20 protein-coding genes and 2 pseudogenes are annotated in these 18,995 nt (G+C 68.4%); 16 read left to right on the top strand and 6 right to left on the bottom strand.

The window, feature by feature from the left end; genetic code table 11:
• Positions 1-2: 2 nt before the first annotated feature.
• The 7 genes from ubiB (at position 3) to QE452_RS13295 (ending at position 6,015) form a co-directional block, all read left to right on the top strand.
• Complete coding sequence (gene ubiB, locus QE452_RS13265) at positions 3-1,538, top strand: 2-polyprenylphenol 6-hydroxylase (protein WP_125993337.1); 1,536 nt, start codon at positions 3-5, stop codon at positions 1,536-1,538.
• A 371-nt stretch (positions 1,539-1,909) separates the two neighbouring features.
• On the top strand, positions 1,910-2,641 hold the full coding sequence (locus tag QE452_RS13270; RefSeq protein ID WP_309730146.1) for a hypothetical protein: 732 nt from the start codon (positions 1,910-1,912) through the stop codon (positions 2,639-2,641).
• The gene (gene coaBC, locus QE452_RS13275; RefSeq protein ID WP_309657428.1) at positions 2,638-3,831 is read left to right on the top strand and encodes a bifunctional phosphopantothenoylcysteine decarboxylase/phosphopantothenate--cysteine ligase CoaBC; all 1,194 of its coding nucleotides are present in this window, start codon (positions 2,638-2,640) and stop codon (positions 3,829-3,831) included. Before QE452_RS13270 ends, coaBC begins: the two co-directional genes overlap by 4 nt.
• Entirely contained in the window at positions 3,828-4,298 is a 471-nt protein-coding gene (gene dut, locus QE452_RS13280; RefSeq protein ID WP_309657427.1) for a dUTP diphosphatase, read from the top strand. The genes coaBC and dut overlap by 4 nt, the downstream gene beginning before the upstream one ends.
• Entirely contained in the window at positions 4,292-4,666 is a 375-nt protein-coding gene (locus QE452_RS13285; RefSeq protein WP_309657426.1) for a hypothetical protein, read from the top strand. The genes dut and QE452_RS13285 overlap by 7 nt, the downstream gene beginning before the upstream one ends.
• Positions 4,667-4,904: 238 nt before the next feature.
• Entirely contained in the window at positions 4,905-5,129 is a 225-nt protein-coding gene (locus QE452_RS13290) for a hypothetical protein (RefSeq protein ID WP_125993342.1), read from the top strand.
• A 121-nt stretch (positions 5,130-5,250) separates the two neighbouring features.
• Positions 5,251-6,015 (top strand): molybdopterin-synthase adenylyltransferase MoeB, encoded by a 765-nt coding sequence (locus QE452_RS13295; RefSeq protein WP_309657425.1) that lies wholly within the window; start codon positions 5,251-5,253, stop codon positions 6,013-6,015.
• On the opposite strand, the gene QE452_RS13300 is transcribed toward QE452_RS13295, so the two are convergent.
• Both QE452_RS13300 and galU read right to left on the bottom strand, forming a co-directional pair.
• On the bottom strand, positions 6,000-7,001 hold the full coding sequence (locus QE452_RS13300) for an NAD-dependent epimerase/dehydratase family protein (RefSeq protein ID WP_309657424.1): 1,002 nt from the start codon (positions 6,999-7,001) through the stop codon (positions 6,000-6,002). The two genes, QE452_RS13295 and QE452_RS13300, sit on opposite strands and share 16 nt — an antisense overlap.
• Positions 6,998-7,858, bottom strand: a complete 861-nt coding sequence (galU, locus tag QE452_RS13305; protein WP_309657423.1) for a UTP--glucose-1-phosphate uridylyltransferase GalU — start codon at positions 7,856-7,858, stop codon at positions 6,998-7,000. Before galU ends, QE452_RS13300 begins: the two co-directional genes overlap by 4 nt.
• Positions 7,859-8,016: 158 nt before the next feature.
• On the opposite strand from galU, the gene wecB reads away from it, so the two are divergent.
• Together wecB and QE452_RS13315 are read left to right on the top strand one after the other, a co-directional pair.
• Entirely contained in the window at positions 8,017-9,135 is a 1,119-nt protein-coding gene (gene wecB / locus QE452_RS13310) for a non-hydrolyzing UDP-N-acetylglucosamine 2-epimerase (protein ID WP_309657422.1), read from the top strand.
• 54 nt (positions 9,136-9,189) lie between these two features.
• Positions 9,190-9,948 (top strand): metallophosphoesterase family protein, encoded by a 759-nt coding sequence (locus QE452_RS13315; protein ID WP_309657421.1) that lies wholly within the window; start codon positions 9,190-9,192, stop codon positions 9,946-9,948.
• A gap of 179 nt (positions 9,949-10,127) precedes the next feature.
• Here QE452_RS13315 and QE452_RS13320 read toward each other — a convergent pair.
• The 3 genes and pseudogenes from QE452_RS13320 to QE452_RS13330 form a co-directional block, all read right to left on the bottom strand.
• Positions 10,128-10,701 (bottom strand): annotated as a pseudogene (locus QE452_RS13320) (FKBP-type peptidyl-prolyl cis-trans isomerase).
• A 112-nt stretch (positions 10,702-10,813) separates the two neighbouring features.
• On the bottom strand, positions 10,814-11,020 hold the full coding sequence (rpsU, locus tag QE452_RS13325) for a 30S ribosomal protein S21 (RefSeq protein ID WP_007404630.1): 207 nt from the start codon (positions 11,018-11,020) through the stop codon (positions 10,814-10,816).
• A gap of 148 nt (positions 11,021-11,168) precedes the next feature.
• A complete protein-coding gene (locus tag QE452_RS13330) occupies positions 11,169-11,693 on the bottom strand; it encodes a ferritin-like domain-containing protein (protein ID WP_309657419.1) in 525 nt (174 codons plus the stop codon).
• A gap of 171 nt (positions 11,694-11,864) precedes the next feature.
• Between QE452_RS13330 and cysS the strand changes: the two are divergent.
• Together cysS and QE452_RS13340 are read left to right on the top strand one after the other, a co-directional pair.
• A pseudogene (gene cysS, locus QE452_RS13335) lies at positions 11,865-13,293 on the top strand (cysteine--tRNA ligase).
• A 74-nt stretch (positions 13,294-13,367) separates the two neighbouring features.
• A complete protein-coding gene (locus QE452_RS13340) occupies positions 13,368-13,529 on the top strand; it encodes a hypothetical protein (RefSeq protein WP_309657417.1) in 162 nt (53 codons plus the stop codon).
• Between the two features lie 7 nt (positions 13,530-13,536).
• On the opposite strand, the gene QE452_RS13345 is transcribed toward QE452_RS13340, so the two are convergent.
• Positions 13,537-14,529 carry a M48 family metallopeptidase gene (locus QE452_RS13345; protein ID WP_309657416.1) on the bottom strand — a complete coding sequence of 331 codons (993 nt, stop codon included), beginning with the start codon at positions 14,527-14,529 and terminating at the stop codon, positions 13,537-13,539.
• A gap of 93 nt (positions 14,530-14,622) precedes the next feature.
• Between QE452_RS13345 and rfbC the strand changes: the two genes are divergently transcribed.
• The 5 genes from rfbC to QE452_RS13370 are packed head-to-tail and all read left to right on the top strand — an operon-like array spanning position 14,623 to position 18,961.
• Positions 14,623-15,189: a dTDP-4-dehydrorhamnose 3,5-epimerase gene (gene rfbC, locus QE452_RS13350; RefSeq protein ID WP_309657415.1), complete on the top strand. Its 567-nt coding sequence runs from the start codon at positions 14,623-14,625 to the stop codon at positions 15,187-15,189.
• A gap of 13 nt (positions 15,190-15,202) precedes the next feature.
• On the top strand, positions 15,203-16,258 hold the full coding sequence (gene rfbB, locus QE452_RS13355; protein WP_309657414.1) for a dTDP-glucose 4,6-dehydratase: 1,056 nt from the start codon (positions 15,203-15,205) through the stop codon (positions 16,256-16,258).
• Entirely contained in the window at positions 16,255-17,169 is a 915-nt protein-coding gene (gene rfbD, locus QE452_RS13360) for a dTDP-4-dehydrorhamnose reductase (protein ID WP_309657413.1), read from the top strand. Before rfbB ends, rfbD begins: the two co-directional genes overlap by 4 nt.
• Positions 17,166-18,032 (top strand): glucose-1-phosphate thymidylyltransferase RfbA, encoded by an 867-nt coding sequence (gene rfbA / locus QE452_RS13365; RefSeq protein WP_309657412.1) that lies wholly within the window; start codon positions 17,166-17,168, stop codon positions 18,030-18,032. The genes rfbD and rfbA overlap by 4 nt, the downstream gene beginning before the upstream one ends.
• Entirely contained in the window at positions 18,032-18,961 is a 930-nt protein-coding gene (locus tag QE452_RS13370; protein ID WP_309657411.1) for a hypothetical protein, read from the top strand. The genes rfbA and QE452_RS13370 overlap by 1 nt, the downstream gene beginning before the upstream one ends.
• The last annotated feature ends 34 nt before the right edge of the window (positions 18,962-18,995 follow it).

Raw genomic sequence — 18,995 nt, forward strand, 5'->3', positions numbered from 1 at the left:
TCGTGACCTCTTCGATCGTCCATGGCTGGCGCGTCCTGAAATGGGGCCGGATCCTCGCGCGGCACGGTGCGCTGCGCGGGATCGAGCGCGACCCCAACACCCCCGCCCCCGTCCGCCGGCTGGCGCGGATCGCGCGGTTCGGCGCGCGCCTGCCCGCCCGGCCGCGCTATGCCGATGCGTTCCAGGATATCGGCCCGGCCGCGATCAAATTGGGCCAGACGCTCGCCACCCGCCCCGACCTGGTCGGGGAGGATGCGGCGCACGACCTGTTGCGGCTGCAGGACCAGCTCCCCGCCGTCCCCTATGAGACGATCCACGCCGCGATCCGGACCGGCCTGGGCCGCGACCCGGCCACGCTGTTCGCGCGGATCGAGCAGACGCCGGTCGGCGCCGCCTCGATCGCGCAGGTCCACCGCGCCGTCACCACCGACGGGCGGCAGGTCGCGGTCAAGGTGCTGCGCCCCGGCGTCGAGGAGGATTTCGCCCGCGCCATCGACACCTATCAATGGGCGGCGGCGCAGATCGAAAGTCTGAGCGTCGAGGCGCGCCGGCTGCGGCCGCGCCTGACGATCGAGAATTTCCGCCGCTGGACGTTGCGCGAGCTCAATTTCCGGCGCGAGGCGGCCTCCGCCTCCGAACTGGCCGAGGCGATGACGGCGGAGCCGGACTTCGTCGTCCCCGCCATCGACTGGCAGCGCTCCACCGCCAAGGTGCTGACGGTCGAATGGATCGACGGCATCAAGCTGTCCGACCGGGCGGCGCTGGTCGCCGCCGGCTACGACCTGCCCCGGCTGGCCGAGACGCTGGTCCGCGCCTTCCTGCGCCAGGCGATCGCGGAAGGATTCTTCCATGCCGACATGCACCAGGGCAATCTGTTCGCCCTGCCCGGCAACAAGATCGCCGCGATCGATTTCGGCATCATGGGCCGGATCGACCGGCGCGCGCGCGTCTGGCTGGCGGAGATCCTCTACGGGCTGATCACCGGCAATTATAAGCGCGTCGCGGAAATCCATTTCGAGGCGGGCTATGTCCCGGCGCATCACAATGTCGCAGAATTCGCCACGGCGCTGCGCGCGGTGGGCGAGCCGATGCGCGGCCTGCCGGTCAAGGACATGTCGATCGGCATGATGCTCGACGGCCTGTTCTCGATCACCCGCGATTTCGACATGGTGACCCAGCCGCACCTGCTGCTGCTTCAGAAGACGATGGTGATGGTGGAGGGCGTGGCGACCAGCCTCGACCCCGACATCAACCTGTGGGAATCGGCCGCGCCCTTCGTGCGCGAATGGATCCGCACCGAATTGGGGCCGGAGGCGGCGATCGCCGACCGGCTGATCCTCGACCTGCGCACGCTGGCCGGCGTGCCCGAGCTGGTACGGCGGATCGAGGCGCGATTCCCCGCGCCCGGCGGCGAGCCCCCCGCGCCGCCCCTGCGCGAGATCGAGGTGGTGCGGATCGGCGGTGGCTGGCGCTATGCCATCACCGCCGCACTGGCGGCGGCGGCCGGGGTCGCCGCGACGCTGGCGGTGCTGCACTAGGACGGCGATGCGGCGCGCGGCTCCTCCGCTGCTCCTGTCGGGACCGACCCGTTATGCGGGTCTGGCGCAGCGACATGCGCAGATCCTGCTGGCGCTGCTCGCCCTGGCGGCGCTGTTGCTGCTCGGCCGGCCGGGGATGGAACCGCCCCAGCCCGGCGATGGCGGCGACGTCGCGCTGGCCTCCACCATCGTCGAGAATATCCGCCATGGCGGGGCCTATTATCCGGTCGCCGCCGATGCGCGGCGCGACGCCGGCCTGCCGCTCCGCCCCTTCACCCGTTTCGCGCTGCCGACGCTGCCGATCGTCGCCGCCGCCGTACCATCGCCCCTGTTCGCGGCGATGCTGGCGCTGTTGGCCCGGAGCGGTGGGTGTGGCCGCCTGGGTACGGCTGCACCCCTGGCTGGGTCGGCGCCGGGTCGCGGCGCTGCTGCTGGTCGCGATGCTGATCGCCGGCCTGGCCCCCGCCGGCCCGATGGCGCTGGCGCTGCTGCCGGAGATGTGGGCGGGCCTGCTCCTGGCCCTGGCCCTGCTGGTCCGTCGACCCGGCCGCTGGGTCGAGGCCAGCGCCCTGGCCCTCGCCGCCGCCTTGCTCTGCGAGACGGCCGCGCCCGCCTTGCTGCTGATGGCGGTGCTGGCGTGGCGCGACGGCGACCGGCGCGAGGCGATCGGCTGGGCGTTGGCGCTGGGGCTGTTCATGGTGGTGCTCGGCGTCCACGCGCAGGCGGTGGCGCGATTGCTGCGCGACTCGGACCTGGCGGCCACGGGCGGCTGGAGCCATCTCGGCCCGGCCTATGCGGTCCGGGCCTTGGCGCAGGCGACGGCGGCGACCGGCCTGCCGGGCGGACCGGCGGCGCTGCTGATGCTGCTCGCCATGATCGGCTGGACGGCGCTGGTCGATCCGCTGGCCGAGCGTGTGGCGGCGATCCTGATCCTCTATGCGGCCATGCTGGCCCTGACCGCGCGGATCGGGCAGGTCGAGGCGGCGGCGATCGCCGCGCCGCTGGCGCTCGCCGGCCTGATCTTCGCGGTCGACGGTCTGCGCGACCTGGTGCTGGCGGCACTGGACGGACGGCGCATCACGGTGAAAAGGGTGGTTCGATGACACGCGTCCTGCTGATCGTCGGCGGTGGCATCGCCGCCTATAAGGCGTGCGAGCTGATCCGCCTGCTGCGTCGCGCCGGCCATGCCGTCCGCTGCGTGCTGACCGAGGGGGGCAGCCATTTCGTCACGCCGATGACTCTCGCCGCCCTGTCGGGCGACCAGGTCTATACCAGCCTGTGGGACCTGAAGGACGAGGCGGAGATGGGCCATATCCAGCTCAGCCGCGAGGCCGACCTGATCGTCGTCGCGCCCGCCACCGCCGACCTGATGGCGCGCATGGCCGCGGGGCAGGCGAACGATCTGGCGACGACCCTGTTGCTCGCCACCGACGCCCCGGTGCTGGCGGTGCCCGCGATGAACGTGCGGATGTGGCTGCACCCCGCCACGCAGCGCAACGTCGCCCGGTTGCGCGACGATGGCGTGACCGTGCTGGAACCCGATTCGGGCGACATGGCGTGCGGCGAATATGGCCCCGGCCGCCTGCCCGAGCCGGTGGCGATCCTGACGGCGATCGAGGCGGCCCTGCGTCCGCCCCCGTCCGGGGACCGGCCGCTTGCCGGTCGCCATGTCTTGGTCACCGCCGGTCCCACGCATGAGCCGATCGATCCGGTCCGCTACCTCGCCAACCGATCCTCGGGCAAACAGGGCTTCGCCATCGCCGGTGCGCTGGCCGAACTGGGCGCGCGGGTGACATTGGTCGCCGGGCCGGTGACGCTGCCGACGCCGCCCGGCGTCGACCGGCACGATGTCGAGACCGCGCGCCAGATGGCCGATTCGGTCGCGGCGGCGCTGCCGGCCGATGCGGCGGTGATGGTCGCGGCGGTCGCCGACTGGCATGTCGCGCCGGCCGTGCAGAAGGTGAAGAAGGGCGCGACACCCCCCGCGCTGGAACTGCGGGAGAATCCCGACATCCTGGCCACGCTCTCCCGCGCCCCGAACCGCCCGGCGCTGGTCGTCGGCTTCGCCGCGGAGACCGAATCGGTCGTCGACCACGCCCGCGCCAAACTGGCGCGCAAGGGCTGCGACTGGATCGTCGCCAATGACGTGTCCGGCGACGTGATGGGCGGCGATTCGAATGCGGTGCATCTCGTGACCCCCGCCGGGGTCGAGGATTGGCCCCGCGCCGGCAAGGCGGAGGTCGCCCGTCGACTCGCATTCCGTATCGCCGAGCGGCTAAGGGAGGGATCATGACCGCCCCTGCCGTCCCCTCCGCCCCCTTGCCGATCGCCATCCGCCGCCTGCCCCATGGCGCCGGCTTGCCGCTGCCCGCCTATGCCACCGCCGGGGCGGCGGGCATGGACGTGGTCGCGGCCGAATCGCTGCTGCTCGCGCCGGGCGCTCGCCACGCCGTCGCCACCGGCTTCGCGCTCGCCATTCCCGAGGGCTATGAGGTGCAGGTCCGCCCGCGCTCAGGCCTGGCGCTCAAACATGGCATCACCTGCCTCAACACGCCGGGGACGATTGATTCGGATTATCGCGGCGAGGTGAGGGTGATCCTCGCCAATCTGGGCGACACGCCTTTCCCGATCGCGATCGGCGACCGGATCGCGCAACTGGTGCCCGCCATCGTCCAACGCGCGACGCTGGTCGAAAGCGACACGCTGGACGAGACGGCGCGCGGCGATGGCGGCTTCGGCTCGACCGGGTTGCGATGCTGACCGCCCTGCTCCTGGCGCAGGCGCTGGCGACGGGATCGCCGGCCGCACTACCGCAGGACTGGGCCACGCTCCCCACTTTCCCGGCGGAGATCACCATGCCGGTCGAGGCAGTTTCCTATGTCCGGGCACAGGTCCGCGATGGACATTGCACGCGTACGCCGGCCACTACCCGGATGTTGGCCGTGCCGGTCGCCATCCTGGTGGGGCCAGGGGGCACGGTCCGCCAGATCACTCCCCAGGCGATCGACTGCCCATCTGTCGAACAATATACGGTGGGCCTGCTGCTGTCGGCCACGCGTCGTTCGGCCGGCGCACCGACACCTCCGTCACCCGGTTGGTACACGCTGACCCCCATTTATCGCTGGTGACGCGGGGCGGATCGCCTCGGAACAAAGGCGAGCCGACATTTACCCGCAAATCCCATCTTCCACTCGACAGGCTTGCTGGTCTAGAGGGCAATGGCGGACTGTGACCCTGTTGCAATGCCGCATCGGTCGCGGAAGTTCTCGTGGTCGAGGAAGCTTGTCGGTTGTTCTTCCACACATAATGTGGCAGGGCGTCTGACGAACACAAAGGGAGTTCAACATGCGTCTTGGGAAGTATCTCATGGCCGCCGCGGCCGCCACGATGGCGGTTGCTCCGGCCGTTGCCGCTCCGGCGAACCCGGCAGCGAGCCTGTCGGTGGCCAAGTCGGCTCGCGCCGCTTCGGTTTCGGGCAAGAAGAACGAGCTGGCCGGTGGCGGCGTGATCGTTGCCGTTCTGGCAGCGGCGGCTGTTGTCGCGGGCATCGTGATCGTTGCCGACAGCGACGACAACTCGGACAGCAACTGAGCCTAGGCTACAGTTTCGGAAAATAGCGGTCTTCGGGCCGCTATTTTTTTGCCTGTCGTCCATCGTGCGACAGGCATCCGCCGGCATTTGCGACCCGGCCTGAGAGGCGTATAGCCGGACCATGTTGTCCGACATGGAACTGCAACGCTACGCCCGCCACATCGTGCTGCATGCGATCGGCGGCAGCGGACAAATGACACTCCGTCATGCCACTGTGGCGCTGGTCGGAGTGGGTGGCATCGGCTCCCCTGCCCTGCAATATCTCGCTGCGGCGGGCATCGGTCGGATCGTCGCGATCGACGACGACATCGTCGACCTGTCCAATCTCCAGCGCCAGACCATCTTCGCCACCGACGATCGCGGCTATGCCAAGGCGGCGGTCGGCGCGGCGCGCGCGCGCGCGATCAATCCGCATGTCGACGTGCTGCCGCGTCGCCTGCGCCTCGATATGACCAACGTCGCGGCGGCGATCGCCGGGGCGGACGTGGTGCTGGACGGCTGCGACAATTTCGCCACCCGGCTGCTGGTCGCGGATGCCTGCCACGCGGCGCGCATCCCGCTGGTCTCCGCCGCGGTCGACCAGTTCGAGGGGCAACTCGCCACCTATCGCGGCTGGGAAGCGGAGCGCCCCTGCTATCGTTGCTTCGTCGGCGACTCACCGGAACGGCCGGGTCGCTCCTGCGCCGATGCCGGCATCCTGGGACCGGTGACCGGCGTGATCGGCAGCCTGGCCGCGCTGGAGGTGATTCGCGCCATCGTGCCCTTCGGTGACGATCCGGCGGGCAGCATCCTGCTCGCCGACCTGCTCAGCCTGCGCTTTCGCTCGGTCCGCCTGCCCAAGGATCCCGGTTGTACGACCTGTGGCGGTGTTCAGACGCCGGCATAATCCCGGTACCAGCGCACGAACTTCGGTACGCCGACATCGATACCCGTCGCCGGCGCGAAATCCAGGTCGCGGGCGGCATCCGTGATGTCGGCATAGGTGGCGGGAACATCCCCCGGCTGCATCGGCTGGAGGTCGCGGATAGCGGGCACGCCGCACGCCGCCTCGACCAGGTCGATCAGCCGGCTGAGCGGCTCCGCCCGGTGGTTACCCAGATTGTAGAGCGCGTGGGGCGCGATCGAACCGCCCGGCTTGGCCACGCCATCATCGGCGGGCGGACGGTCAAGCGCCGCCACCACACCGGCGACGATATCGTCGATATAGGTGAAGTCGCGCTGCATCCGTCCGTCGTTGAAGACCCGGATCGGTCGGCCGGCCAGGATCGCCTGGGTGAACAGCCACACCGCCATGTCCGGCCGTCCCCAAGGGCCATAGACGGTGAAGAAGCGCAATCCCGTCGCCGGCAGCCGGTAGAGATGCGCATAGCTCTCCGTCATCAGCTCGTCCGCCTTCTTGGTCGCGGCATAGAGCGAGACGGGATGGTCGACCGCGTCGCCGACCCGGAAGGGCAGGCTGGTATTGCCGCCATAAACCGAGGAGGAGGAGGCATAGACCAGATGCCGGACGCCGCGCTGCCGCCCCAGTTCCAGCATGGCCAGATGCCCGACCAGATTGGCGCGGGCATAGGCCATGGGATGGTCGATCGAATAGCGTACGCCCGGCTGCGCGCCGAGATGCACGATCCGGTCGAACGCCTGCCCGGCCAGCGCCGCGTCCAGCGCCCGGTCGTCGGCGAAGTCGACCGGCAGCATCGTGACCCGATCGCCATGCCGGGCGGCGAGGTCGGCGACCCGCGCCCGTTTCAGGCGCGGGTCGTAATAGGCGTTGAAATCATCGATCCCGATCACCCGGTCGCCGCGCGCCGCCAGCCGATCGGCGACGTGATAGCCGATGAAGCCGGCCGCGCCGGTGACCAGGACGCGACTCATCCCAGCAGCGTGCGGGCGAAATCGCGCAGCGCCGGGCCGATCTCCGGCCGCGCCAGCGCCAGCGCTAGATTGGCCTGCGCATAGCCCGTCTTGTCGCCGCAGTCATAGCGGGTGCCGTCGAAGGTGAAGCCGTGGAAGGGCTGGCGGCCGATCAGCTTGGCCATGGCGTCGGTCAGCTGGATCTCGCCCCCCGCGCCCGGCTCCTGCGCGTCGAGGATCTGCATCACCTCGGGCTGGAGGATGTAGCGGCCCGGGATCATCAGGTTGGACGGGGCCTTGCCCTTGGGCTTCTCGACCAGGGCGACGACCTTGGTCAGCCGGCCGTCGGTCTTGCCGGGCGAGATGATGCCGTATTTGTCGGTCTCGCTGTCGGGCACCTCCAGCGCGCCGATGACATTGCCGCCGACCTGCTCATAAGCGCCGACCATCTGCTTCAGGAAGCCGCCGACCATCAGTTCGTCGGGCAGCAGCACCGCGAAGGGTTCGTCGCCGACGATCTCGCGCGCGCACCACACCGCATGGCCCAGGCCCAGCGGCTCCTGCTGGCGGACATAGACGGGGCTGCCCGGCCGCTGCCGAATGCCCTCGATTAGCGCCATCGACTTGCCGCGGGCCTTCATCGTCGCTTCCAGTTCGTAGGAAACGTCGAAATGATCCTCCAGCGCGCCCTTGCCACGGCCGGTCACGAAGATGATCTGCTCGATCCCCGCCTCCAGCGCTTCCTCGACCGCATATTGGATCAGCGGCTTGTCGACGACGGTCAGCATCTCCTTGGGCATCGCCTTGGTGGCGGGCAGGAAGCGGGTGCCCAGGCCGGCGACCGGGAAAACCGCCTTTCGTACGCGCTTGATCGTCACTTCACGTCTCCAGAACGGGATGGGCAGGATAAGGCCGGTCGAACCGATGCGTCCCGCCATGAGCCAGGATTATACCGCCGCCTCTATCCGCCCCTCGCTTCCGCTGCAAACAAGCCATATTGTTGATCCATGTTATCAAATACTCCGGAATGGATGTGATGGCCCTGCGGAGGCCATTGCTGGTGCTGGGCACCCGGCCCGAGGCGATCAAGCTGTTCCCGGTCGCTCACGCTCTGGCGAACGTGCCGGGCGTCGCGTCGCGATGCTGCGTGACGGGACAGCATGGCGCGATGCTGGACCATATCCTTTCCCTCGTCGGGCTGGTGCCGGACATCCGCCTGTCGGTCGGCGCGCCCGGCCAGTCGCTCGACCGGCTGACGACGCGGCTGATCGAATCGGTCGGCCACGTATTGGACGAGCTCGCACCCGACCGGGTGATCGTGCAGGGTGACACCAGCACCGCGATGGCAACCGCGCTCGCCGCGCATCACCGTCGCATCCCCATCGGCCATGTCGAGGCCGGGCTGCGATCGGGCGACCTTCACCAGCCCTGGCCCGAGGAAGGCCATCGCCGCATCATCGCGCAATTGGCCGACCGGCATTGGGCCCCGACCCAGTCCGCCGCGGAAGCGCTGGTGCGCAACGGCGTCGATCCCGTCACCATCCGCGTCACCGGGAATACCGTCATCGATGCGCTGCATTGGATGGCGGAGCGGCTGGCGACGGAGCCCGGCCTGGTCGGTGACCTGGACCCGGTGCTGACGCGGATGGCGGGCCGGCAGATGATCCTGGTGACCATGCACCGGCGGGAAAATTGGGACGGTGGCCTGGTCCGCGTCGCGCTGGCGTTGCTGCGGATCGTCGCGCGCGGCGATGTGAGCGTGCTGCTGCCGCTCCATGCGAATCCCGCCATCCGCGATACGATCGGCCCGATCCTCGCAGGACATCCGGCGATCGTCACCGTACCGGCGCTGGATTATCCCTGTTTCGTCCGGGCGATGCAGGCCTGCACCCTCGTGCTGACCGATTCGGGCGGTGTGCAGGAGGAAGCCCCCGCGCTCGGCAAGCCGGTGCTGGTCCTGCGCGACACCACCGAACGCCCGGAAGGCGTAGCGGCCGGTACCGCCCGGCTGGTCGGCACCGACCCCGACCGGATCGTGACGGAGGTCGCGCGCCTTCTCGACGATCCGGCCGCCTATGCCGCGATGGCCCGCGCGCACAGTCCGTACGGCGACGGCCGGGCGGCGGCGCGAATCGCCGCAGACGTGGCGGCGTGATTGCCGCTTGACGTACAAGCGCCTATAGCCCCGCCTTTCCACGGCAAGCCGAGCATGTTCCGCAAGTTCCTCAACGCGCGTCGATCCACCACCCCGTCCTTCGCCCTGCCGCCGGGCGAGCGGGTCTATGCCATCGGCGACGTCCATGGCTGCCTGTCGCTGGTCGACACGCTCCTGGCGGCGATCGCCGCCGACCGGGCGACCCGCGCGCCGGCCAACACCACGCTGATCTTCCTGGGCGACCTGGTCGATCGCGGCCCCGAGTCGGCGGCCGTGCTGGAGCGACTGCGCCAGTTCGACCAGCCGGACATGCGGCTCCGCATCCTCAAGGGCAATCACGAGGAGATTTTCCTCAAGGCGCTGGACGGCGACGACAAGGCCTTGCGCCTGTTCTGCCGGATCGGCGGACGTGAGACGATCGAGAGCTATGGCATGAGCGAGGAGGAGTATAACCGCCTCGACTATGCCGAGCTGCTCGCGGCCATGCAGCGACTGGTCCCGGCCGCGCATCGCGACTTTGTCGATGGTTTCGAGGATATGATCGCGATCGGCGACTATCTGTTCGTCCATGCCGGCGTCCGACCGGAGGTGGCGCTGGAGGAACAGCGGCCCGCCGACCTGCGCTGGATACGCGACCCGTTCCTGGACCATTCCAGGCCGCTGGAGAAGATGATCGTCCACGGCCACACTGTCACCGAGGCGCCGGAGATGCGCGCGCACCGGATCGGCATCGACACCGGCGCCTATCAGTCGGGCGTGCTGACCGCGATCGGGCTGGAAGACGGTGAACGCTGGGTGCTCGACACGCGCTAAGGGGCGGGCGGCCGAATCGCTTCCCTCCACCTCTACCGTCATACGCCGTGAACGGCCTGCGCGGTCCACCGTACCCAGTTCGGCTCCAGAGCGGTCAGTACGACCTACTGACACCCCAAACGAGAACGGGCGACCCGCAGGCCGCCCGTCTCATCATCACCGTCACGGTTCGCCCCGGATCAGCGACCGCCGGGTGCTCCCGGCATCGCGCCGCCGGGCATCCCGCCCTGCTGCTGCATCTGCTGCATCATCTGCATCTGGCGGACCTGCGCCTCGGGCAGGAAGTCGAGCAGGTCGATGTCGAACACCAAGGTCGAGTTGGGCGGGATCGGCCCGGTCTGGCGCTCCCCATAGCCCAGCGACGGCTTGATCCAGACGCGGTACTTCGCCCCCTTGGGCATCAGCTTCAGCGCCTCGGAGAAGCCGGGCACCACCGCGGCGACGGGCCATCGGCGTCGGCTGCTGCGACTTGTCGAAGGTCGTGCCGTCGAGCAGCTTGCCCTCATAGTTGATGAGCGCGACATCGGCGTCGGTCGGCTTGGCCGCGCCGGGCTTGCCGGGGGTCAGCACCTTATACTGGAGACCGGACGCCGTCGTCACCACGCCGCGCGCACGGGCATTGCGGGTGAGGAAATCGTCGCCCTGCACCGCCAGCGCCACCGCCGCGATCAACGCGAGCGCGATCCCGATGCACAGATACACGATGTAGCTGCGCTTGACCGGCTGCAACGGAACGGCGGTAACACTGGACATATCAGCAACTTCCCGGTCGCGGGGTCCGTCCGCCCGCAGGCGCCGGACCCCGCCGAATCATAGGCGTATCCGAAAACGACCGAGCGGAAAGGCCCGCTCGGCCGGCAACCGATTACCGCGCGCCGTCACGCTCCGCGCGCTTGCGCTCCAGCTTGCGCGCGCGACGCACCGCTGCCGCACGCTCGCGTGCACGCTTTTCCGACGGCTTCTCATAGTGACGACGCAGCTTCATCTCGCGATACACGCCCTCGCGCTGCAGCTTCTTCTTGAGCGCGCGAAGGGCCTGGTCGACATTGTTGTCGCGAACGATGATCTGCATGGGAACCTATGAACTCCGGTCAATAGCGAACGCGGCACGAACTCAGTTCGCGCCGTGGAATAGGCCCGCCTACCAATATGAGTCCCGTTTAGCAAGCCCGGAAGGGGTATCCGGCCGGGTCCTGGTGACGGCCCGATACCCTCCGATATCACACCTTCGCATGGTCCGCACCCTGTTCCGCATAGAGCGAAGCATAGCGGCGCGTCACCATCGGCAGCGATTCGCCGATCCACTGCGCCATGCTCTCCTCTTCGCGCAGCGACTGCCGGAGCAGCCCGGTCGCCTGGGTGAAGCCGCCATCCGCCGCCAGCACCAGCGACGCGCGATAGGCCGCGATCTCGAAATGCTCGAAGGCGTAATTGGCGAAGCTGTTCTTGAGGATCTCGTCGTCCGCGACGCTGTGCATCGCCGCCGCCATGCCGCCCGACAGGCTGAGCGCCGCATCCTTCAGGAACGAGCCGCTGGTATCGAAGCCGGCGAGCAGTTCGTCGAGTCGCGCGATCTGCGCATGGGTCTCGTCGATATGGAGGCGCAGCCGGTCGGCGACCTCGGGATAATGTTCCAGCCGCGCAGCCTGCGGCGTGATGATCGACAGCGCCTGCTTCTCCACGGCGTGGAGGTTCATCAGCCCGGTGACGAACAGATGCCGAAACCTATCCTGATGCGTGGTCATGGCGACGATATCCCGGTGGCTGGCGAATCAATCTTCGGTCCGCGAACACATGGCCACCCACTCAAGGTATTGCTTAGCAACGCTTTTTCTACGCGATCGAGGTCAAGCCGCCGGCGGATGCCGAACGCCCCCTTGGCGATTCGCGGCCGGCGACGCTAAGGCGCACGGCCTATGACGCCGCTCACGCTCTTCAACAGCCTTTCGCGCTCGGCCGAGACCTTCGTGCCGATCGATCCCTCGAACGTGCGCGTCTATTCCTGCGGGCCGACCGTCTACAATTACGCCCATATCGGAAACCTGCGCGCCTATGTCTTCACCGACACGCTGTCGCGGGTGCTGACATGGAAGGGCTGGCCGCTGACCCATGTCATCAACATCACCGATGTCGGCCACCTGACCTCCGACGCCGATGCCGGCGACGACAAGATGGAAGCGGCGGCGAAGCGCGCCGGGCGCGATATCTGGGCGATCGCGGCCTATTATACGGACGTCTTCAAGCAGAATCTCGACGCCCTTCATATCCGGCCGCCGACGCATTTCCCGCTCGCCACCGATCATGTCGCGGAGATGATCGAATGGGGCCGGGCGATTGAGGCCAAGCATTGCTACCGCCTGCCCGACGGCCTGTATTTCGACGTGACGACCGTGCCGGATTACGGCCGCATCGCCGGCCATGCGGTCGAGCAGCAGCCGGGCGAGAGCCGGATCGGCGAGGTGGCGGGCAAGCGCAACGCCGCCGACTTCGCGATCTGGCGCACCTCGGCGCCGGGCGAGAACCGGCAGATGGAATGGGACTCGCCCTGGGGACGCGGCGCACCGGGCTGGCACCTGGAATGTTCGGTGATGAGCAAGCGCTATCTGGGCGCGCGCTTCGACATCCATACCGGCGGCATCGACCATCGCGAGATCCACCATCCCAACGAGATCGCGCAGAACCAGGCGCATGGCTGCACCGCCGATCCCGGCGCGGCCTATTGGCTGCACAATAACTGGCTGGTCGAGCGGGACGCCAAGATGTCCAAGTCGTCGGGCGACTTCACCCGGCTCCAGACGCTGGTCGATCGCGGCTATCACCCGCTTTCCTATCGCCTGATGTGCCTGCAGGCGCATTACCGGTCGGAGATGGAGTTTTCCTGGGACGGGCTGGCGGCGGCGCAGACGCGGCTGAAACGCTGGGTCCAGGCGGTCGAGGGGCTGCGCGCCCCGCCCCGCCACGCCGTCCAAGGGCGATGCCGACAGCTATGTCGCACAGCTCGACGCGGCGGTGTCCGACGACCTCAACACCGCGCGGGCCCTGCCGGTGCTCGACGCGATGCTCGGCGACAAGCGGCTCGCCCCGCAGGACCGGATCGCGGCGCTGACGGCGTTCGATGCGGTGCTGGGGCTGGACCTGGCGCACCTCACCCGCGCCGACCTGCGCGTGCGCCCGGCGACCGCGACGATCGAGGCGGACGCCATCGCCGCACAGCTCGCCGATCGGAAAGAGGCACGGGCGGCCAAGGACTTCGAGCGGTCGGACGCGATCCGCGACGCGCTGGTCGCGGCCGGGGTCGAGGTGATGGACGGCGATCCGATGGGTTGGGACTGGCGCTCGATCTGAAAACCAGGCCTTAGAACTAACCCGCGTTCATTGAATGTCGCGGCGCGCGCCTGTAATTGGCGCGGGATCAAAATATGGTGGACGGACCGTTGGAATCTCGCGAACTCATTGCTTATGCCCTGCTCGCGACGATTGTCCTGATCGGCGGCGTAACCTGGATCATTACCGCGCGCAAGCGTGCCGCGCGCAAGCGGCGGCTGCGCGGGATCAAGGATTACAATAGCGGCCGCCACTGATCCCGCATCAGTTCAGCGGCGTGTCGCGACTGTCGAGCAGGGGCGGCCGATAGATCGGGCCCGCATCCTTGGGGATGGCATCCAGCTCGGCCTGGATCAGCGTGGCGCGCGCGCTGGACGACGGGTGCGTCCGGCTGCGGAACAGGCCACCGTCCACGTCGCCGCCATGCTCGCGCCAGAAGCGCGGCGCCGCCTCGGGATCATAGCCGGCATTGCGCATCAGCACCGCGCCCAGCCGGTCGGCCTCCTCCTCGGTCTGCCGGAACAGCCGGCCATTGCGTCCCAGCTCCGAGAACAGGCCCCATTTGACGCCCGCCGCCTCCAGCCGGACGCGATGGCGCAGGATGCTATGGGCCAGTTCGTGCGCGACGATCACCGCCACCTGCTCGTCGTCATAGCGTTCGAAGAAGCGCACGGCGACCTGCACCGTCCGCCCGTCCGAGGTGGCGGCCATGCCCGGGCCGAGCAGGACCTCGAATGCCGAGCGGCAGCCGGGGCTGGCCGGGATGGTCACCGTCCGGTCCGCGCCCTGGTGGCGGATGGTGACGGACAGGGCCTGGTCCGCAGGCTGCGCCACGATCCGGGCGAGCGCCGCATCGCGGGTCGCGCTGCCCTGGCCCTTGCCCGGCCCGGATAGCGGCGCACCGGCGATCGCGACCAGCGCATCGTCCGGCGCGATGCCGATACGCGCCGCCGGCCCCTGCGCGACCACCGCCTCGACCGCGACCGGCGCGGCGAAACCGAACACCTTGCGCGCCGCCGGGCGGGTCGCGTCGTCATATTGATCCACGGCGTGCAGCGCCCAGCCCGGTGTCGGCTGGAGGTCCCGGCAGAGCGGTGCATTGGCGGTGGTCAAACGATAGGCGATCGTCGCCAATCGCAGGTCGACGCTCCGCAACGCCTCCAGACTTCCCTCCGACATCTGCGCGGCGGCGGGGACCGGTGACAGCAGCAGACCGGCAGCGATCAGGAGCGAGAAGGCGACAGACGATCTTTCCATGATCAAGCCTCTATCGTGCCGAACCGGGGCAATCCATTGCCGCGATGCCGCAATACGTTGCCGTAACGACAGCAAGCCTCTATCCAGCGGAGCATGAGCGAAAATCCCGTGCAACTGATCGAACCCCGTCGTCACGGTGACGCCCGTGGATGGTTCACCGAAGTCTATAGCGAAAAGGCGTTCGACGCGCGCGGCATCACCTGTCGGTTCGTCCAGGACAATCATTCGCTGTCAGCCCCCGCCTTCACGTTGCGCGGCCTGCATTTCCAGACGCCGCCGCACGGCCAGGACAAGCTGGTCCGCTGCATCCGCGGCAGCATCTTCGACGTGGCGGTCGACGTGCGGCGCAACTCGCCCACCTATGGCCAATGGGTCGGCGCGACGCTGTCGGCGGAGAACGGCCATCAGCTGTTCGTGCCGATCGGCTTCGCCCACGGCTTCCTGACTCTGGAGGCCGATTGCGAGGTCAGCTACAAGGTGTCCGACCTCTACGCGCCCGAATGCGACGGCGGCGTGCGCTGGGACAGCGTCGGCATCGACTGGCCGATGCCCGCCGGCACCCAGCCCGAACTGTCGCCCAAGGACGTGAAGCTGCCCTCGCTCGCCGAATTCGACAGTCCCTTCGCCTATGACGGCCGCCCCCTGCTGCCGCTCGCCTGAGGATCAACCACCCATGCGCATCTTCGTCACCGGCGGGGCCGGCTTCATCGGCTCGGCCCTGGTCCGAAACCTCATCGCCAATAGCGAGCATGAGGTGCTGAACTTCGACAAGCTGACCTATGCCGGCACGCTGACTACGGTCGATTCGGTATCCGATTCGCCGCGCTATCGCTTCGTGCAGGGCGACATCTGCGACGCCGCCGCCGTCCGCGCCGCGATCGCCGGATTCCAGCCCGACGTGATCACGCACCTGGCCGCCGAAAGCCATGTCGACCGCTCGATCGACGGTCCGGGCGCCTTCATCCAGACCAACATGGTCGGCACCTTCGTGATGCTGTCCGAGGCGCGCGCCTATTGGCTGGGGCTGGACGAGCAGGCCAAGGCCGCCTTCCGCTTCCATCATATCTCGACCGACGAGGTCTATGGCTCGCTGGGCGACGAAGGGCTGTTCACCGAAGAGACGCCCTATGACCCGCGCTCGCCCTATTCGGCGTCGAAGGCGGGGTCGGACCATCTGGTCAGCGCCTGGGGCCATACCTATGGCCTGCCCGTCCTGATCACCAACTGCTCGAACAATTACGGCCCCTATCACTTCCCCGAGAAGCTGATTCCGCTGATGATCGTGAAGGCGCTCGCGGGCGAGACCCTGCCCGTCTACGGCAAGGGTGCGAACGTCCGCGACTGGCTGTATGTCGAGGATCACGTCCGCGCGCTCCAGGCGGTGTTCGAGCGGGGCGCGGTCGGCCGCACCTATAATGTCGGCGGCAATAACGAGAAGAAGAACCTGGAGGTCGTCGAGACGGTCTGCACGATCCTCGACCGGCTGCGCCCCCGCGCCGATGGCCAGTCCTATACCAGCCAGATCGGCTTCGTCGCCGACCGGCCGGGCCATGATGCGCGCTATGCGATCGACGCGACGCGCATCAAGGACGAGCTGGGCTGGGAGCCGCAGGAGACGTTCGAGACCGGCATCGAGAAGACGGTGCGCTGGTATCTGGACAATGAGTCCTGGTGGCGCGGCATCGTCGCCGAGCGTCAGGCCGATCAGCGTCGCGGCCTGGCGGCGTGACGTCGGTCGCCCATTCGGTCCTGATCACCGGCGGGTCGGGCCAGCTCGGCACCGAACTGGCGCGCTTCGCCTGGCCCGAGGGCTGGGAGGCGGTGGCGCTGACCCGCGCCGATCTTGACCTGACCGACACGGCGGCGATCGCCGCCAAGGTGGCGGAGCGTCCCTGGTCGGCGGTGATCAGCGCCGGTGCCTATACGGCGGTCGACAAGGCGGAGAGCGACAGCGTCACCGCCTGGCAGGTCAATGCGCTGGCACCGGCGGCGCTGGCGGCGGCCTGCACGGCGGCGGGCATCCCGATCGTCCATGTCTCGACCGATTACGTCTTCGCCGGCGACAAGCAGGGCGCGTGGGAGGTCGATGATCCGGTCGCCCCGCTCGGCGTCTATGGCGCGTCGAAGCTGGGCGGCGAACTCGCGGTCCGCACCGGCTGCCGGCGCCATGCGATCGTCCGCACCGCCTGGGTGGTGAGCGCGCACGGCAACAACTTCGTCAAGACTATGCTGCGCGTCGGCGCGGAGCGGCCGGTGCTGCGCGTCGTCGCCGACCAGCAGGGCAGTCCGACCTCCGCCGCCGACCTCGCCGCCGCGCTCGCCGCGATGACGATGCGGCTGGTCGACGATCCGGCCGCCCCCACCGGCACCTATCACTTCTCCAATGCCGGCCCGACGAGCTGGCACGGCTTTGCCGAGGAGATCTTCCGTCAGGCGGCGACGCGCGGCGGACCGTCGCCGCAGGTGGAGGCGATCACCACCGCCGACTTCCCGACGCCTGCCGCGCGGCCGGCCAATTCGGTGCTCAGTCACCGCGCGATCGAGCAGGATTACGGCATCCACCCCCAGGGGTGGCAATCGGCGCTGGGCGACATTCTCGACCAGCTCCTGGGTTCCCCCAAGGTGGAGACGAAGGCGTGAAGGGCATCATTCTGGCGGGCGGCTCCGGCACCCGTCTCCATCCGGCGACGCTGGCGATCAACAAGCAGCTGCTGCCGGTCTATGACAAGCCGATGATCTATTATCCGCTGTCGGTGCTGATGCTGGCCGGCATCCGCGACATATTGATCATCTCCAGCCCCGAATATCTGGACAATTACAAGCGGATGTTCGGCGACGGCGGCAATTGGGGGCTGACGATCCAATATGCCGAGCAGCCCCGGCCCGAGGGTCTGGCGCAGGCCTTCACCATCGGCGCGGACTTCATCGGCGACGACAATGTCGCGCTGGTGCTGGGCGACAATATCTTCTTCGGCGCGCACCTCACCACCCTGCTGGCGAGCGCGGTGGCGCGGACCGAGGGTGCGACGGTGTTCAGCTACCGCGTCGAGGACCCCGAGCGCTACGGCGTGGTCGAGCTGGCGGCGGACGGAAAGGCGATCAGCCTGGAAGAAAAGCCCACCGCGCCCAAGTCGAACCACGCGGTCACCGGCCTGTATTTCTACGACAATCGCGTCGTGCAGATGGCCCGCGACCTGAAGCCCAGCCCGCGTGGCGAGCTGGAGATCACCGATCTCAACCGCCTCTACATGGAGGCCGGCGACCTGTATGTGGAGCAGATGGGCCGCGGCTATGCCTGGCTCGACACCGGCACCCACGATTCGCTGCTGGAAGCGTCGGAATTCGTCCGCACCATCCAGCATCGCCAGGGCATCCAGGTCGCGTGCCTGGAGGAAATCGCCTATGAACAGGGCTTCATCACCGCCGACCAGGCGCGCGAGGCCGGCGAGCGGTTGAAGAAGACCGCCTATGGCCGCGCGATCCTGACCGCCGTCAACGGATGATGCGGGACTCGGCCGGCGGGCGGGCGGGCGGCTTGACGACGATCGTCACCCTGCCCGCCACGCCGACCGAGCCCAGCCGACCGATCGCGCGCCTGATCCCCTTCGCGCCCGATCGGATCGCGCCGGCCTTGCGCGCCAAGCGACTCGTCGCGTTCGTCCGCCGGGCGCGGCGTTTTCCCGATCATCGCCAGATCTTCCTCCACTCGCGCCCCGGCCGGCGCTGGGCCGTGCTGTTCTGCTACCAGCCCGAACCCGGCCCGATCGATCCCGGCCACCGCTTCACCATCGCCCGGTTGCAGGCGGAGGGCTTCGCGGTGCTGGTCGTCCTGGCCGCCCGCGATGCCGCGCAGGGCGATGCCTATGCCGCGCTCGGTCTCGACGGCCTGATCGTCAAGGGGCTGAGCGGCTACGACTTTTCCGGCTACACGCTGGGGTTGCAGGCGCTGGTGGCGGCATTCGGCACCGTCGACGTGCTGGTGATGAACGACAGCGTGCTCGGCCCCTTCCACCCGCTGGTGCCGCTGATCGACTCCGCGCCCTGGGCATTTACCGGCTTCCTGTCGAATAATGGCGTCGAGCCGCATTTCAACAGCTTCGCCTTCTTCATCCGGGGGGCCGACCGGCGCTTCCTGCGGCGGATGCGCAGCGTCTTCCTGGACCGCGTCGCCTTCGACGGGCAGAGCCCGGTCGCCTATCTGCAGGAAACGCGGATGGCGCGGGTCGCGGCGCGCCATTATTCCGCCGGCAGCCTGTTCGGCCCGGTGTCGCGCCAGGACATGACCTTCCACTATCTCGAAAATCCGGAAGGGCTGGTGGAAATCGGTTATCCCTTCCTGAAGAAGAGCATCTTCACCAAGTTCGCCGACACGTTCGACCAGCACCACTATGCCATGCTGCTCGACCGGCTGGGCCACGATCCGCTGGCCTGAAACCGATTGCGACGGTGGCGCGTCGTGGCCGATG

The organism is Sphingomonas sp. SORGH_AS_0438 (assembly GCF_031453475.1).
GTDB lineage: Bacteria > Pseudomonadota > Alphaproteobacteria > Sphingomonadales > Sphingomonadaceae > Sphingomonas.

What these genes read in the sequence shown, in the direction of transcription:
- rpsU (WP_007404630.1), bottom strand. Translation starts at nt 11,020, where the DNA reads ATGCAGATCATCGTTCGCGACAACAATGTCGACCAGGCCCTTCGCGCG.
- QE452_RS13300 (WP_309657424.1), bottom strand. Translation starts at nt 7,001, where the DNA reads ATGAGTCGCGTCCTGGTCACCGGCGCGGCCGGCTTCATCGGCTATCAC.
- QE452_RS13295 (WP_309657425.1), top strand. Translation starts at nt 5,251, where the DNA reads ATGTTGTCCGACATGGAACTGCAACGCTACGCCCGCCACATCGTGCTG.
- QE452_RS13370 (WP_309657411.1), top strand. Translation starts at nt 18,032, where the DNA reads ATGCGGGACTCGGCCGGCGGGCGGGCGGGCGGCTTGACGACGATCGTC.
- rfbB (WP_309657414.1), top strand. Translation starts at nt 15,203, where the DNA reads ATGCGCATCTTCGTCACCGGCGGGGCCGGCTTCATCGGCTCGGCCCTG.
- QE452_RS13290 (WP_125993342.1), top strand. Translation starts at nt 4,905, where the DNA reads ATGGCCGCCGCGGCCGCCACGATGGCGGTTGCTCCGGCCGTTGCCGCT.
- QE452_RS13340 (WP_309657417.1), top strand. Translation starts at nt 13,368, where the DNA reads ATGGTGGACGGACCGTTGGAATCTCGCGAACTCATTGCTTATGCCCTG.
- QE452_RS13285 (WP_309657426.1), top strand. Translation starts at nt 4,292, where the DNA reads ATGCTGACCGCCCTGCTCCTGGCGCAGGCGCTGGCGACGGGATCGCCG.
- coaBC (WP_309657428.1), top strand. Translation starts at nt 2,638, where the DNA reads ATGACACGCGTCCTGCTGATCGTCGGCGGTGGCATCGCCGCCTATAAG.
- QE452_RS13315 (WP_309657421.1), top strand. Translation starts at nt 9,190, where the DNA reads ATGTTCCGCAAGTTCCTCAACGCGCGTCGATCCACCACCCCGTCCTTC.
- QE452_RS13345 (WP_309657416.1), bottom strand. Translation starts at nt 14,529, where the DNA reads ATGGAAAGATCGTCTGTCGCCTTCTCGCTCCTGATCGCTGCCGGTCTG.
- QE452_RS13330 (WP_309657419.1), bottom strand. Translation starts at nt 11,693, where the DNA reads ATGACCACGCATCAGGATAGGTTTCGGCATCTGTTCGTCACCGGGCTG.
- rfbC (WP_309657415.1), top strand. Translation starts at nt 14,623, where the DNA reads ATGAGCGAAAATCCCGTGCAACTGATCGAACCCCGTCGTCACGGTGAC.
- dut (WP_309657427.1), top strand. Translation starts at nt 3,828, where the DNA reads ATGACCGCCCCTGCCGTCCCCTCCGCCCCCTTGCCGATCGCCATCCGC.
- wecB (WP_309657422.1), top strand. Translation starts at nt 8,017, where the DNA reads ATGGCCCTGCGGAGGCCATTGCTGGTGCTGGGCACCCGGCCCGAGGCG.